Here is a 15,500-nt window from a genome sequence, read left to right on the forward strand (position 1 = left end):
AATATCTCCATTTATGGTATTACTCGTTTATATATCTGTGAATCTCCATTATCATATATTTTACTTGACTTTACAAGTCCTTCATAAATTGGTATGTATTCTCCATTACCATAGAGGAATGTTGAATGTTTAATATTATGATCTCGCAGGAACAGGTAACTACCTGGCTGCATATCCGACATATTCTTAGGATTTGTTGTTCTAATATCATTAAGCCAGTATAATAGTATATTACTAAATGCATCAGAGAATACTGTGTCATTGTCATTCACCCGGTAATCTCTAAACCATGCTACTCCTGCATATTCACCTTGACTAAATATTGGAGCATCAATTGAGCTATCTAATGGTAGTGTAGAGCTTTGTCCTAATTCTAAATCTATTAAACCAGTGTTCAATATGAAGAATACTACCATAAATAATCCTATGACTTTAAATATGTTTTTATTCCTTTGTTCTAAGCTCATTGATTTAATGAATCCTATTGCAGAGTTACATATGTAATATAATCCTATTACACAGAATGGTGCAAGAACCACAAATGTTACCTCATAAATTCTCTGTAGACTAAGCTGACCTCTGAATGATGGTATGAATAATCCACATGCAAGTATAACCATGTTAAATACTGCAAATGCATTATATTCTCTTGTGAAATGATAATACTTAGGTTTTATAAGATTCATTACAAATCCTACAATAATGAAGTATACTGATAAGAGAATTACTCTCTGAGCATTAATGCTAACAATATTCATGAATCTGAATGGCCACCAAATATGAAGAATCACAAGCACAGTGATTAATACAATTATGCCCTGTTTTCTTCTAAGACTCATATTAGTTAATTTAACAATGCTATCATGTATTCTAGGATATGATGTTATATCCTCTGGGTCAATATCCTTGGATATTTTCTTAAATATTTTATATCCAACAACTGCTATTATGATAACTAACCCAATACCTGCTAATATAAGCATAGGATGGACAGCACCTGAGACGGTTAATGTTTTAACATTACCACTAACTATCTTTAAAGCATCAAATAAAGAAGCTATTGGCTTACTGTCTGCGGTAAGAGAATAATACACTATGATAAATCCAATGAAAAACAATGACAAGGGTAAACTTATTGTCTGATCCTTTGTTTTGAAATATTTACCAAAGTATTTACGTTGAGCTCCACATTTAATCAAGATAGTGTTTAGTATATTACCAAAACTGCTATGTAGTAATGTTAATGTTATGATAGTAGTAAGTAACATGAACATGAATAGGTATGTAATACTGTAATGTGATAGAATCAATCCAACACCAAACAAGAGGTATAATAGTTTACGCTTGTTTTGTGGAATTTGTCTATCTATCATCAGCCATACTAGAAGCACAAGGAATATTTCAGCGATTTGCTGACGTGCCATTTGCACCATCCAACCATATGAAAACCCATTGTAGGCTATGAAGAAGAATGCTGCGAGGAATGCCACTTTACTTCCTGTGTGTTTTGCAAATATCTTATATAATCCCATACTTATTAATGAGAATAGAAATGGATAAATGAATTTTAAAATCCATGTTAACGTCATTCCAGATAATTTATTATATATAGGAGCATACATCACAACACTTAACATAGCATTATAGGCGTGTGGCCATGTATAATCCCATATACCATTCTTTATAACATATGTAGCAAACTGGTACTCGAAGAATATGTCATATCCCCATATATGGTTAGATATTAAAACACTATAATATAATAAAGATATTGCAATACTGAAGATTGCTAAATGATAATATTCCTTTTTCAAGTAACCCCAAGCCATAGCTAAAACTACAACACATATACAAAGTAATAATAATATTTGAATGCTATTATTATCATAGTACTGGTAAGTATATGCACCTATAATAGCAATTAAGGGTAACAGACAAATACAAAGGAATTGATTTGATGTTAATAATTCAAAACTTAACTTTGAACTACTTTCATGATAATAATCCCTATCAGTAAAGTATGATATCACTAGCAATACCATGTTATATATTGTGAATGTTACCAGTAATGGTATAGTCTCTATTGGATGAGCTATTCCAAACCAAGGATATACCTGATTCATGAATAAACCAATTAACATCACAGATATTATACTCAAACCAACACTAAGCAGAGTAGTAAAAGTGTTTCCAAGATCATGTAGCTTAAGGTCTCTTAAAATTATTATACCTGGTATGAATCCTATGTATAATAATGTTATAATATCATTAAAGATAGGTATATGAATACTATTATTGGCAGCTATACCTACAATCCACATTAAAACCTGGACTAATATAATTACAGCCGCAAATTCATTAAATTTCCAGTCATTTAATGTAAACATGTTTCGAACTTTCATAATATTCATGTCCTTAATAATTTTTTATATTCTTCAATCATTCTGTCTGTCATTATCTTCATAGAATTTTCTGGTAATGTTGAAGCAGCATTATCCTCTAATCGTCTGAGTAATACATTATTATTAATTATAGTCAATATTTTATCTTTTAAATCTGCACTGTTTCCTGGTTCAAATAATAATCCATTATAGTTATCTATGATAAGCTCGGGTATTCCTCCAATGTCACTGCCAATAACAGGGGTTCCTGTACTAAAACTTTCATAAATGACAAGTGGTGAGTTATCATAACATATTGATGGAATGATAACAATATTAGAAGAATCATAATACTCTGTTATGGAATTGTTATCTACAAAGCCATGGAATATGATTCTTTTATCATTCTGTGCTCTTTGTTTGAACTCTTCCTCATCATAACCTTTACCTATGATGTGTAATCTGATATTTGAATTAGGTATCTCTTTAAATGCATTAATTAAGGTATGTACACCTTTATGTTTTCCAAGTGTACCAATATATGTTATATCTATTATATCATAGGTCTTGGCTGATTTGTGATTAGTATATTCTACACCTAAAGGTATTTTTACACAGCGTGTATTGTTAAAGAATTGATTTTCTTTAAATTTTTCTATCATGAAGTGTGATGGAGATATTAATAAATCCACATTGTCTGATAATAGTTTACGTTGTTTATCAACATATATATCACATATCAGGTTTCTTTTTTTACATAATGTGTTATTTCCACGTATTAAATTAGCCCTAGGACATATTAATGAGAAATCATGTGATTCAAATACAACAGGAATACCTAAATCCTTTCCAGCTTTGAAACAAGATAAAGATAATCCTTTATAATTGTTAATATGAATAATATCAGTATCTGTATCCTGTAGTATTTTCTCTATCCTGTTTAATGTATCATTGTTCCAAAGGTCATAAATATGCCATAAAGGCTTTTTAATACCACTAACCTCTGTTTGTCTGTATACGGGGTATAATTTTGTAGTATTTATCTGATAAATACGGATATTTTCATGTTTTATGAAGTGTTCTTCATAATCCGGACTAGTGGTAATGACAATAACCTTATGACCCTTTTTAACCATTTCCAGAGCAGTTTTTTCTACAACTATCTCTGCTCCACCCAGTACTGTTGGCGGATATAGATTAGTTATATAGCATATTTTCATAGTAACTCCTCATATAAGCTGTGTATTTCATGGGCAATTTTTTTCCATTCATATTTCTCTTGTACTAGTTTTCTTCCTGCATATCCCATTTTTTCTTGTAATTCTGGATTTGATAGTATTTCTATTATGGCGTCTGTTAGAGCGTCAACATCTTTGGGTGGTACTATTATACCACTATTTGTATTAATAACATCATCTGCAACGCCTACAATATTTGTACTGATAACGGGGGTTTGACATGCTAGGGCTTCCAGTACTACTATTCCGAATCCTTCCTGTAAAGATGATATTGATGGTAATATGAATAATTCAGATGTTGTATAGTAATTTATTACTTCCTCATCTTCTAGAAATCCTTTAAACTCGACATTATCTTTTAATCCCATTTCTTCTACTTTTTCCTGATAATATTCAAGTAGTTCTCCTTTTCCTCCTACTATGAGTTTAATATCGGGTATTGTTACTTTTACGTTAACTAATGCTCTTAGAAGGTAGTCTAATCCTTTATATTTATGGAATTTGTCTAATACGCTTAGGAAGAATATTTGGTGTTTTTGACGTTTAGTATTCTGAGGTTTGAATAGTACTGTATCTACTCCGTTAGGTATTGTTACTATCTTATCCTTATAGTTTTGTAGATGTGGTGATTGTATGTAGTCATCTTGTGTAATTATTATCTTGTCTGCCTTGTTCAATAGGAATTTTAGTGCTGTTTTGTTGTATATATTTGCTATTGTGTTAGCTACTCCTGTTCCTATTATGTCATTATGATATGTTACTACAAGTGGCTTGTTTTTTATTCGGGTTATGATGTTACTCCAATCACTACTCCAAGGTGTGGGTATATGTGTATGAATAATGTCAAAGTCTTCATTGTAAAGAACATTTGGAAGTGATAACGTTATGTTTGTATTAGCAATTTTTCCAGAATATTTAAGACGTATAATATTTATGTCATTATACTGTTCTTTAGATACATTATTTGGTTCATTTGCACAAATAACTGTAACATCACAATCATCATACTTCACCAATTCTTTGGAAATATAATAAACATACTGCTCCACCCCACCAATAAAGGGATAAAAACGTACGGGGGTTTGTAAAACTTTCAATGTGTAACCTCTCCTAAAAGTAATAAATTAAAAAGAATAACTATACACTAATTATTCATATTCCATGAATTTAGATTTAATATAATATATAAGCTTAATTACTTAATAGATTTATCCTTAATTATAAAAAAAATAGTAGAAATATCTAATAAAAAATAGATAAATGATATAAATAAGAGAATCATGTCTTATTAACAATATCATAGTAATAATTTTCAGTTAAACTAGTTATATGATTCCAATCATACTTTTTAGCAAATTCTCTACATTTATTTCGCATTTGATGAGGAATACCCTCAGAAATACATTGATTAATAATCTTTGCGAGATTTTCACAGTTATCATTAATGACCCATCCATTTTGATGAACCACTAAATCCTTAGAAGCATTCATAGGAGCATTCACTGTAACAACAGGAACACCACAAGCATTAGCTTCAATAACAACTATTCCAAAACCTTCTCTAAGTGATGGTAAAACAAACAGAGATGAACTTTTCAAAGTCTTATATAAATCTCGCTGATCCTCATAAAAGCCTTTGAAGAAAACATTATTTTCAAGATTTAAATCTGACACTTGTTTTCTAAGAGCATCCTCTGATGGTCCCTCACCAACAATAAAACATTTAACATAAGGATGTTTCTTTCTAACTATATCAATAGAATCAATGAGAAGATCCACATGTTTCTCAGGTATCAATCTACCCGCATATAATACATCACAATAAGTATCACTAGGATCAATGTAGACAATATCCTTAATATTCACACCATTTGGAATAATACAAGCGTTAGAAGGATTACTGTTCTGTATCATGTTATCATATGTTAATTCTGATACACATATAACATTATCAGTTAAGTGAAGAAGTCCTTTCTCAACAATCTTTCCAATGAATCCCTTTTTACCCAGGTACTCATACCAATAATCATTCCATATTTCATGTAATGTGATAACAAGATTTGTTTCATTAATAAATGTTTTAATTTTACTGGTATAACATGAAAAATATGGAAAACCCTGACAATCAACTATATCAAAATCATCAAAGTTAGCACTTAATACACGTCTAGCAAAATATAATGCCTCTCTAACAGACCTAGTATTATTATCAGTGTATAAATCCATTGGTTTTCCCAAACTATGGTATGTTATTCCCTTATATTTTATAACTTCTTGTCCTGCATATTCCTTGGTATTCATCCAATAGCCTAGAGAAAAAATATGAACGTCATGTCCTCGAACCACAAGACGAGTTCCAATTTCATAAATTCTACGTTCTGCTCCTCCAGTAACCCATGGATAGGCAGTATCATATATTAATGCTATTTTCATCGATAAGCTCCTGAAAGTATATATTTAATAAGATTCTTTATAAAAAAATTAGGTGGTAAGTAAAGGTGTTTATTATGTTAATTTTTGCCAAATTTACGGGTTAACATGTATTTAACATGTCTCCATCCATCATCAAATGAACTGAGTTTGGCTTCTCCACCACCACGCTTTTTATAACGTATAGGTACTTCTTTTATATGCAAACCTTTTTCACTAGCTTCAATAACCATTTCTATAGCAAATTCCATTCCGGGTGCTTTTAAGTCCATTTTATCTAATGCTTCTCTTGTAAAAGCTCGCATTCCACAATGAGTATCCGAGTAATCTGAGTGGAATAAAATATTTAACATCTTGGTTAATAATGGATTTCCAATGTACTGGTGTAATGCAGGCATAGCACCATCCTCAATAGTACCATCAAATCGTGAACCAATAACAAAATCACAGTTATCATCAACAAGATAATTTATGAAATCCATTGACTGCTCTAAAGGATAGGTTCCATCAGCATCACCCATTATTATAATATCACCTGTAGCTTCCTTGAAACCACGTAGGTATGCATTACCATATCCTCTTTTCTCTTCTAAAAATACTGTTGCACCAGCATCGCTTGCTTCTTGAGCTGTATTATCTGTAGAATTATTGTTAACCACTATTATTTCAACAGTATATCCTGCTTCTTCTATTTCTTTAACAGGAATACTTCGTATAGTTTTTCCTACAACTCCCTCTTCATTTAAAGCTGGTATTACAAATGAAACTTTCATATTTCGACAATCCTTAACTAGTTACCCCTATGAATTAATGTTATATTAATTCTAAAAAAATACGTATATATTATATTATTTATGTTTTTATTAATATATAATTAGAATGTTTTTAATTATTTTAAGTTATATTACTATTTCATCAATTATCTTTTCTATTTTATGTGTTGCCCTCTTCCATGAATAATTTTTTTCAACAAATAATCGGGCATTATCTGAAATCCTATTTCTAAGCTTATCATTGTGGATTAATACTATAACAGAATTTTTAAAGGTAATTGCATCATCGGCTAATATAAATTCTTTTCCGTCTGTAGCATCTATTCCACTTATACCTCTTGTTGTTGATACAACTGGTAAATTCATGCTCATAGCTTCAAGAATCTTATTTTTTATTCCAGTACCTGAAACCATTGGTGTTATAAATATTGTGCCCTGTTTCAAGTATGTTCTAACATCTTCAACAGAACCTGTCACAGTTATATGTGAATCCTTTTCTAAACTTTTAATATAAGTAGAAGGGTTACGTCCAACAATATAAAAGGGAATAGTTTCCTTTTCTAGAATTAATGGATAAATTTCATTAATAAAATACGTTACAGCATCATTATTTGGTGGTGTACTCATATCTCCAAGAAATACTAATTTTTTTTCTGATTGAGCTTCACTATTTTTAAAATAATTTGTGTCTACACCATTAGCAACGACTTCAATTGGCGTATGAATATATTTTTCCAATAATTCCTTGTCTTTTTCATTAACAACTATACATGAATCAAAACAATTGTATGTTTTTTCATATCTATGAATCTTAAAGTAGTTTAAATACCAATAAATCTTAGAGTAGATGCCTTTTGCCTTCTGATACATGTTATAATTATAATTACTAACAGCGTCAAATGCATACACTATTTTAGGAATATTTACACGTTTAACATAGAATGCCATAGGCATATCTGTAATTATAACATCATATGATTCATTTAAAGTATTTTTTATCAGTTTACTCATGTTTTCATGATAATAGTAGTTCATAAAGCTACGTGTATGTAAGTTATCTAATGATATCATGTTTTTAAGAGTATATATGAATTGATCTTTAACTGATAAATATTCTGGAATTGCAATTGTATCATAATCACTAAGATATTCTTCAAGTTCGCTAATATTGTATTTACCTGAATCAAAGGATATTAAATGGATATCATAATCTTTTTCCATGTTTCTTATCAGATGATAGAAAGGTAATGTTGCTCCTACAGTCATGGAAGGTATATCATGACAGATTAATAGTATTTTTTTCATTGTCTTTTTCCTATTACTTTTTCATATACTGATATTATTTTATCTGAAACAGTACTCCATTGTAGATTAGATTTAATATATTCCTGACCTTTTCTAATCTCTGTGGACGTGGTTTCTTTATCTTCAAGAGACTCTATCATGGCAGTCTTTAACAGTTCAATATTACCATATTCAATGATTTTACCTGCACCTATTTTTTCTATTAATTCTCCCGATTCAGGTGTTACAATTACAGGGGTGTCTGATAGTAATGCTTCAAATACTGTTATTGACACGCCACCCATATATTTGACAGGATTTACAAATACTTCAGCATCATGATATATGCTTATTTTATCCTCTTCTTTTATAAATCCAGTAAATATGACCCTGTTTTCTAATTTTTTATCATTTATTATTTTATCTAGTACTGTTTTATAATTAGTTATTTTTCCAGCTATTACTAGTTTATATTCTGAATATTTCTCAGGTAATAATGAAAATGCTTCTATTAAATGATTTATTCCTTTTAATCCATCCATTCTTCCAAGATACAGAATGTAGGGTGCATTAATATGTTTGTTTCTGAAGGTTCCCTGTGGTGGTAGTTGATTATATTCTTCAATATTCATTCCATTATATATTAATTCTATATCTTTTGCATGCATCCGTTTATCATAATATGCTTCTTCTTCAGATACTGCTATAACACTACTAGCGTTTTGCATTATCTTGTTTCCATATAATTTATCATATACATTCTTGATGAATGATTTGCTAATGTGTTTCGGTGTTGAAGCATGTGGCTGTAATACATAGGGGATGTTATACTTCTCTGCGTACTTAATTACTATATTATTCTGGTATGATCTGAGTTCATGGAGATGTATTACATCATACTCCTCAATATTTTCCTTAAGCCATGATTTGATTTTTGGAGAGTAAATAAATAATGCTAAGTTAAATACGTATGGTAATGGTACCATTGTAAGGTTTGGTATTTTATCAGTATCTTCCTTATTATAGTCCATGGTTGTGGTTAGTATGGTTACAGTATGTCCTTTTTTAATCAGTTGCTTTGTTAAATTATAACATACATTTACATCGCCACCTCTTGTAAATGAGAAGTAGGGAATAATTTGTAATATGTTCATGTAATATCACTCAAAAAAATGGTTAAAAATGAGGAGTTTAATGTTATATATCTTTTAATAGAATATCCAAGACTATGTCTTCAAGTATACCCTCAAATTGTAATGTAAGATTACGCCAATCATTACTTTTTACAAAGTTGTATCCTGCAGATCCTACGTTTATTATTTCGCGTTTGTTTGTGAATTTTTGTTGTACTATTTTAAGTACTTCTTCGGGTGTATTAATGTAGACTATTCCATTTCTTTCTCCAAATTCTGCTACTAATCCTGGAAGTCTTGTTGCTATAACTGGTTTTTTCATCGCCATGTATTCATAGATTTTTATTGGTACAATATCCTGCATTATTTCCTCATCTTTATATGCCGGTAATATACAGATGTCACTTGCTCCTATTAAATCAGGCATTAACTTGTATTTTTGCCTTCCAGTTAATATCATCTGGTCTTCTAATTTATATTTCCTCTGGATTAGTTCTAGTGCTTCGAGTGCGTCCCCATCACCAGTTATCATTATTTTTATATTAGGATACTTTTCCTTGTTTTTTCCTAGTTCTAGTGCTAATTCTTTAAGTCCTGCAAAGTTGTATAGGAATCCCATGAAGAATAATACTATATCATTGTTTTTAATGTTATAGAATTGACGTATTTTGTATCCATTATGTTTTTTGTAGTTGAATTGGTTTAAGTTAATTCCTGCTCCAATGATACTCATTTTATGTGGATTAGCACCTAATTCCACTGCTGTTTCATTGAGTTTTCTATTTATTGTTAGCACGTATGATGATCTTTTTATAGTATTCTTTGTTATACGTTTACCCAGTCCTCTGAAATGTTTTTCTGGAATTAATTTATATAATACATCTATGAAATAGTATACAAATGGAATATTTGCTTTTTTAGCTTCTTTTGCAGCTATATTTGCGTTTAATATTCCGAATCCTACTATAACATCTGGTTCAAATTCCTTAATTTGGCGTTTTATTTCTTTTCTGTGATAATATAGTACTGAAAAATAATTTAGTACAGGTAATTTAATTAATGGTGGTCTAATTACAGTAACGTTATCTGTGTTATATATTTTCTTGTAATGTTCGAAAACTTGTCTTGGGCTTTTATATTTATATTCAGAATCTTTTTTATCAAGTTTCCAATCTACTTCATAGTCTATTACACGAATAGTATGTCCTCTTAGACCTAGTAATTCCATTAAGTGGTGTTGTTGATGAGGATTTCTTTTAATCCAGTCAGATTCCTGCACTACTAATATTTTCATTTTTCATCACCATTTCGTTGTGGAATTATTATTATATTTTTTCTTCAAATAAATTTTTTGATATTAAAAAGATAAAAAGGGTGTTTAAGTAGGTGGTTAGAATCTATTTTATTTAATTAGAATTCTGCACTTTTTTGTATATTATCCCAGTTTTCTACAAACCATTCATGTGTATTTTCAAGTCCTTCTTCGAAGGTATGTTGTGGTTTGTAATCTAGAATTCTTTTTGCTTTATCTATTGAAGATAGGAGTTTATTTTTAGCATCCCAATTTCTACGTTCCTTATATTCTACTCCTGCTTCATTACCACATAATTCATTAACTTTATTTGCCATATCAATTACTCTATGGTCTACTCCAGAACCAAGATTTATTGATTCTCCTATTGCTTCTTCAACAACTCCTAATCTTGTTAATCCTTGAAGTATGTCATCTATATATGTCCAATCACGTGTTTCACTACCATTTCCAGTTATAGGTAGTGCTTGACCGTTCATTGCCCAATACATGAAGTTTGGTATAACATTTCTGTATTTTCCTGGAACTTCTCCTGGTCCAAACACATTGAAAAATCTAGCATTAGCAATTGGTAAATCATATAGGTTATGGAAGTAGTTTGTGTATAATTCTCCTAATAATTTAGTAACCTGGTAAGGTGTGTGTAAACTAATACTAATGTCATGTTCTTCAAATGGCATTTTTGATTCTAATCCATAAACTCCACATCCACTACTAGAGTATACAAATCTTTTTACTCCAGTTAACTGTGCATATTCTAATACTTTTAATATACCTAGCCCATTTACTTTTAAATCTAACTCTGGTTTGTCTACTGAATTTTGGTTAGCAAAGTGTGCTGCTAAATGGAATACATAATCAGGGTTTTGTTTGAATACCCATTTTAATACCTGATCATCACATATATCTCCCTCTATGAATTCTACACAATCTAATTTTGGTATATTCCATGTATATGCTGAGGATAAGTTATCTAATACAATAATTTTCTTAGGATTATATTCTGCAAGCTTTTTTGTTAAATTACTTCCAACACAGCCTGCTCCTCCTGTTATTAATATAGTCTGGTCTTCATATGCACTAGCAACATCAATCATTTTTATCTCCTTATATTATTATATATCATGTTAAATTTTTATTAATCTCTATTAAGAATTATATTTCTTTTTAGTTTTATTTAAATTTTAAAATAGTTTTTCCTATATATAAAAATAAAAAAATATTGGAAGTAATAAATTAATTAAACTATTCTCTGACCTATTTTATATAAAATTAATTTATTGATAGGATTATTCAAATAAATAAAAATAGGTACTTCTTCTTTTTTAAGAAGGGAGATTAGGGTATTATCTTTTTATTTAGGACAGTAAACCTAATCAGTATATTTTGTTAGATAGTGTTCCTTGTTTTAGCTACATATATTTGGATTTGCACTACTAAACTTTTCTAGTCATATGAGCATGGCAATTCTATTATCTTCAATAGTTATCTCTGTTATTACTTTTAATGTCTTGTTTAAACATCTTAATAAGAATAAGGTTAATTAAGGCTTATTTCAGAAGTGTTTTGCACATCTGTTCAATTTATATGAAAAAATAAATCTTTATATATCCTAATATGCATATAAGTATTTATGAATGATAAATCTTACTGGGAACAATACTACAAAAAGAATCCTAACCCTGTAGAACCATCTACATTTGCTAGATTTACAAGTGGATTTTTACATCCAGGAAATTCATTAATAGAATTAGGCTGTGGAAATGGTAGGGACAGTGTATTTTTTGCTCAAAATAACTTAAACGTGACAGCTATTGACCAAGTAGAATCAGAAATGGATTATTTAAATCATAAATATAGTTTATATAATCTTGATTTTAAAGCAGATGACTTTACTCGCTTAAATTCTGATAAATCATATGACTATGTATACTCACGATTTACACTACATTCTATTAATGAAGAAGCAGAATCTAGAGTATTAAAATGGATAGGCTCAAATCTTAAAGATCAAGGTTACTTTTTCTTAGAAGTACGTAGTATTAATGATCCCATGTTTCAAAAAGGCGAAAAAATAAGTGATAATGAAAATGTAACAACTCATTATCGTAGATATTTGAATTTAGAAGACACAATCAACAAGATAGAAAAATGTGGATTAAAAATAATCTATCAATTAGAAAGTCAAGGATTGGCAGTATATAAAGATGATGATCCTATGTTAATTAGGATTGTTGCACAAAAATAAATTTATCTAAAATTTTCATTTATATCTTTTAATTTTTGTATTGCTTCCTCAAATCCTTGATTAATCTCTTCTTCATTATTATTAAACTGATTTTTAACAAATCCTGTAGTATTATGGTCTAATGCTATACGAGGAATATGCATATATTCTGGACCATAGATTAGAGGCAGATATTTTTTGTAGTTATTTGGACAAGAGAACTCATAGTGTTCAAATCTAATTTTTTTAAGTGGGAAAACATATTCTGTTTTATATATTCTATTATGAATATTATTATGTAAACCATCAACAGCATCTGAAATCTGGTTTGTTCTCTCATCACAGAATTTCATTTTATTTCTCTGTACTTCAAGACCTTCCTCAAATGTCCAGTCACCACTTTCTATCTTATTTCTTAGTTCTACTTGTAATTCTGTTTCTAAGTTATTACGTTCTGGTGTAAGTCCTTCATCTTTTATATACTCTTTAGGAAATACATCAAAGTGAACAAATGGTTTTTTATATGCACATTGGAAGAATAGTATAAATGTATTGTTATTTAAAGCATCTAATTCATTAGTATCTTCTAAATTATCGTGTGGTCTTGTTAGTTTAGATATAATTATGTTATCTTTTATACTGTCAAGCTTTTCAATTTCCTGTGGAAATATCTCAACGAATTTATCATAATCCTCGCGTATCATTCCAATATCTATATCATCATCCCATGGAACAAAACCACCATGTCTTACAGCACCAAGTAAAGTTCCATAATCTAGCCAGTATTCTAAATCATATTTATTACAGATATTATCAAATAATTTAAGTAGTTCTAGTGATAATAATTGGATTTGTCTCATCACACCCGTCGCTTTTATATCACAACTAGCAAAAATCATATCTAACATCTTATAATGAGAATCTATTTCCCTAAATTTGTTATTATTGTTGAACCGCTGTACTAATTCAATCATACGTGGATGATTTTTTATGCTTTCTGGTAATATTTGGTATAATTTAGATAATACTGGAACCATATCTTTTTTCTCCTACAATTTTTGTCTAGTATTAATTTTATCTTTTTTAAATTATATAAAGAAAACTTTTTATTAATTAATTATAAAAAAAATATTATTTCAAAACTCTTATTATTACAAAAAATAATCTGAATATTCTATTTTAAAATAATTTTTAATTTAAATCCATTTTACGTATAAATCGTATAATTTCCTTAACTTATTATAATAACATTTATATTATCTTTAAGATATAACAGTAATCATGATTCCTATAAATTATTATAATACTACAAAGATTAAAATCTATTCTACGAATAAGGGAATAAAAATAGTAGATAGTCCTATAAAAATACAAATACTTAACTTATTAGAGGGAGAAATAAGCGAAGCTGACATAGTAAAAGAAACAGGAAAATCCAAATCAACAATATCTGTACACTTAAAAAATTTGATTGACGAGGGAATAATAAGTTTCAAATCCCATCCACTAGATAGGAGAAGTAAATTATTTTACATCATTGCAGATTACATTGGAGAAATATATCCAGACAAGATAATCTACAAATTACCAGAAACAGAGTCTGACCTCGAATCACAGGATCAATTATACATTGAAATACTCAGACAATTCAAGTCAATCTTATTAATTCATGGATTACAAGTAGAACCTCTAGAAGTATCAACAGGACAACGTATAGGCGAAAAAATATACAGTACTTTTGATTATGAAACTATAGATGATTTAATAGAATTAGTAAAAAATAAATTTGAACAATTAAATTTAGGAAAAATAAAAATAAGTAGTATTGAACCATCAATAATAATAAAAAATACTGGGTGTCATGAATGTTTCAAACTACAATATAATATTCCAACATGTAACATAACAAAAGGAATACTAAAAGGTATCTTTGAAAAACACTTTGAAAAAGAAGTTCAAGTAGATGAAGTAGAATGTACTTCAAAATATGATGATTGCTGTACTTTCATCATAGACTACTAGTATTTTTTATATTTTTTAATTAGTCTCTGGATTCTAATAGGAACAAATGTAAACCAGTCTCCCATACATGTACGGATTAATTTCTCTTTTTTATACTTTTTTTGTAAATTAGGTAATGTCTTGTAATATGATTCAGACATTGAAGCACCCTTTGAACGATGATCTAATTTTGATGGAATAAGATAAGCATTATAACCCTCATTTTTAATATTATAAACATAATCCACACAATATAAATGCCAATCAGGACACTGCTTTTCATCCAATGGGTATTTATTGAAGATAGTTCTAGGTATGATAAATAAACACTCATCAAGTGTACTGGCAAGCTCGGGTTTATTAATCTTAAACTGTGTTAAATCGACAGGATTAATTCCCTGTCTAATATTTCCCCGAACAAGACTATCAGTAGTTTTACCAGCAACACCAGCAATACCCATATTATCCAGAGCTTCCAATTGTTTAACAGTATCTTTTATCCACTCCTCTGAGAAATATATATCCTGATGACTAAATACAAAATAATCACCATTAGCCTTACTAGCCCCGTAATTTAAAGCGGAAGCAGCACTTGTAAATAATTGTTCTCTGTTATCTACAAGTACTAGTTCATAATCTTCATCCTGGTTTTCAAGGCTTTTTATTAAGTATTTATCAAGTATTTCCTTATTATTGTACACACATATAATACTAATCATGG

Annotated in this window: 13 protein-coding genes; 2 read left to right on the top strand and 11 right to left on the bottom strand. The window is 29.3% G+C overall.

Features of this window, described 5'->3' with window-relative positions:
• Positions 1-11 precede the first annotated feature (11 nt).
• The 9 genes from OTK55_RS03120 to OTK55_RS03160 form a co-directional block, all read right to left on the bottom strand.
• Positions 12-2,387: a DUF2206 domain-containing protein gene (locus OTK55_RS03120; protein ID WP_274870537.1), complete on the bottom strand. Its 2,376-nt coding sequence runs from the start codon at positions 2,385-2,387 to the stop codon at positions 12-14.
• 20 nt (positions 2,388-2,407) lie between these two features.
• The gene (locus OTK55_RS03125) at positions 2,408-3,601 is read right to left on the bottom strand and encodes a glycosyltransferase family 4 protein (protein WP_274870538.1); all 1,194 of its coding nucleotides are present in this window, start codon (positions 3,599-3,601) and stop codon (positions 2,408-2,410) included.
• A complete protein-coding gene (locus tag OTK55_RS03130; RefSeq protein WP_274870540.1) occupies positions 3,598-4,716 on the bottom strand; it encodes a glycosyltransferase family 4 protein in 1,119 nt (372 codons plus the stop codon). The genes OTK55_RS03125 and OTK55_RS03130 overlap by 4 nt, the downstream gene beginning before the upstream one ends.
• A 181-nt stretch (positions 4,717-4,897) precedes the next feature.
• The gene (locus tag OTK55_RS03135; protein WP_274870541.1) at positions 4,898-6,052 is read right to left on the bottom strand and encodes a glycosyltransferase family 4 protein; all 1,155 of its coding nucleotides are present in this window, start codon (positions 6,050-6,052) and stop codon (positions 4,898-4,900) included.
• A 77-nt stretch (positions 6,053-6,129) separates the two neighbouring features.
• Entirely contained in the window at positions 6,130-6,822 is a 693-nt protein-coding gene (locus OTK55_RS03140; protein WP_274870542.1) for a glycosyltransferase family 2 protein, read from the bottom strand.
• 126 nt (positions 6,823-6,948) lie between these two features.
• Positions 6,949-8,127 (bottom strand): glycosyltransferase family 4 protein, encoded by a 1,179-nt coding sequence (locus tag OTK55_RS03145; RefSeq protein WP_274870543.1) that lies wholly within the window; start codon positions 8,125-8,127, stop codon positions 6,949-6,951.
• Entirely contained in the window at positions 8,124-9,260 is a 1,137-nt protein-coding gene (locus tag OTK55_RS03150) for a glycosyltransferase (protein WP_274870545.1), read from the bottom strand. Before OTK55_RS03150 ends, OTK55_RS03145 begins: the two co-directional genes overlap by 4 nt.
• 43 nt (positions 9,261-9,303) lie before the next feature.
• Complete coding sequence (locus tag OTK55_RS03155) at positions 9,304-10,533, bottom strand: glycosyltransferase (RefSeq protein WP_274870546.1); 1,230 nt, start codon at positions 10,531-10,533, stop codon at positions 9,304-9,306.
• 116 nt (positions 10,534-10,649) lie between these two features.
• On the bottom strand, positions 10,650-11,648 hold the full coding sequence (locus OTK55_RS03160) for an NAD-dependent epimerase/dehydratase family protein (RefSeq protein ID WP_407652415.1): 999 nt from the start codon (positions 11,646-11,648) through the stop codon (positions 10,650-10,652).
• 536 nt (positions 11,649-12,184) lie between these two features.
• Here OTK55_RS03160 and OTK55_RS03165 point away from each other — a divergent pair.
• The gene (locus OTK55_RS03165) at positions 12,185-12,799 is read left to right on the top strand and encodes a class I SAM-dependent methyltransferase (RefSeq protein WP_274870547.1); all 615 of its coding nucleotides are present in this window, start codon (positions 12,185-12,187) and stop codon (positions 12,797-12,799) included.
• Positions 12,800-12,801: 2 nt separating this feature from the next.
• On the opposite strand, the gene OTK55_RS03170 is transcribed toward OTK55_RS03165, so the two are convergent.
• The gene (locus OTK55_RS03170) at positions 12,802-13,815 is read right to left on the bottom strand and encodes a LicD family protein (protein WP_274870548.1); all 1,014 of its coding nucleotides are present in this window, start codon (positions 13,813-13,815) and stop codon (positions 12,802-12,804) included.
• 244 nt (positions 13,816-14,059) lie between these two features.
• Here OTK55_RS03170 and OTK55_RS03175 point away from each other — a divergent pair, with 244 nt between their 5' ends.
• Positions 14,060-14,800, top strand: coding sequence for a V4R domain-containing protein (locus OTK55_RS03175; protein WP_274870549.1), 741 nt, complete (start codon positions 14,060-14,062; stop codon positions 14,798-14,800).
• Here the strand turns inward: OTK55_RS03175 and OTK55_RS03180 are convergent.
• A complete protein-coding gene (locus tag OTK55_RS03180) occupies positions 14,797-15,498 on the bottom strand; it encodes a glycosyltransferase family A protein (RefSeq protein ID WP_274870550.1) in 702 nt (233 codons plus the stop codon). The genes OTK55_RS03175 and OTK55_RS03180 overlap by 4 nt on opposite strands.
• Between the last annotated feature and the right edge of the window lie 2 nt (positions 15,499-15,500).

Origin of the sequence: Candidatus Methanosphaera massiliense (genome assembly GCF_028890305.1) — an archaeon.
Lineage (GTDB): Archaea > Methanobacteriota > Methanobacteria > Methanobacteriales > Methanobacteriaceae > Methanosphaera > Methanosphaera massiliense.

What these genes read in the sequence shown, in the direction of transcription:
- OTK55_RS03145 (WP_274870543.1), bottom strand. Translation starts at nt 8,127, where the DNA reads ATGAAAAAAATACTATTAATCTGTCATGATATACCTTCCATGACTGTA.
- OTK55_RS03150 (WP_274870545.1), bottom strand. Translation starts at nt 9,260, where the DNA reads ATGAACATATTACAAATTATTCCCTACTTCTCATTTACAAGAGGTGGC.
- OTK55_RS03180 (WP_274870550.1), bottom strand. Translation starts at nt 15,498, where the DNA reads ATGATTAGTATTATATGTGTGTACAATAATAAGGAAATACTTGATAAA.
- OTK55_RS03120 (WP_274870537.1), bottom strand. Translation starts at nt 2,387, where the DNA reads ATGTTTACATTAAATGACTGGAAATTTAATGAATTTGCGGCTGTAATT.
- OTK55_RS03125 (WP_274870538.1), bottom strand. Translation starts at nt 3,601, where the DNA reads ATGAAAATATGCTATATAACTAATCTATATCCGCCAACAGTACTGGGT.
- OTK55_RS03170 (WP_274870548.1), bottom strand. Translation starts at nt 13,815, where the DNA reads ATGGTTCCAGTATTATCTAAATTATACCAAATATTACCAGAAAGCATA.
- OTK55_RS03140 (WP_274870542.1), bottom strand. Translation starts at nt 6,822, where the DNA reads ATGAAAGTTTCATTTGTAATACCAGCTTTAAATGAAGAGGGAGTTGTA.
- OTK55_RS03155 (WP_274870546.1), bottom strand. Translation starts at nt 10,533, where the DNA reads ATGAAAATATTAGTAGTGCAGGAATCTGACTGGATTAAAAGAAATCCT.
- OTK55_RS03175 (WP_274870549.1), top strand. Translation starts at nt 14,060, where the DNA reads ATGATTCCTATAAATTATTATAATACTACAAAGATTAAAATCTATTCT.
- OTK55_RS03135 (WP_274870541.1), bottom strand. Translation starts at nt 6,052, where the DNA reads ATGAAAATAGCATTAATATATGATACTGCCTATCCATGGGTTACTGGA.
- OTK55_RS03165 (WP_274870547.1), top strand. Translation starts at nt 12,185, where the DNA reads ATGAATGATAAATCTTACTGGGAACAATACTACAAAAAGAATCCTAAC.
- OTK55_RS03160 (WP_407652415.1), bottom strand. Translation starts at nt 11,648, where the DNA reads ATGATTGATGTTGCTAGTGCATATGAAGACCAGACTATATTAATAACA.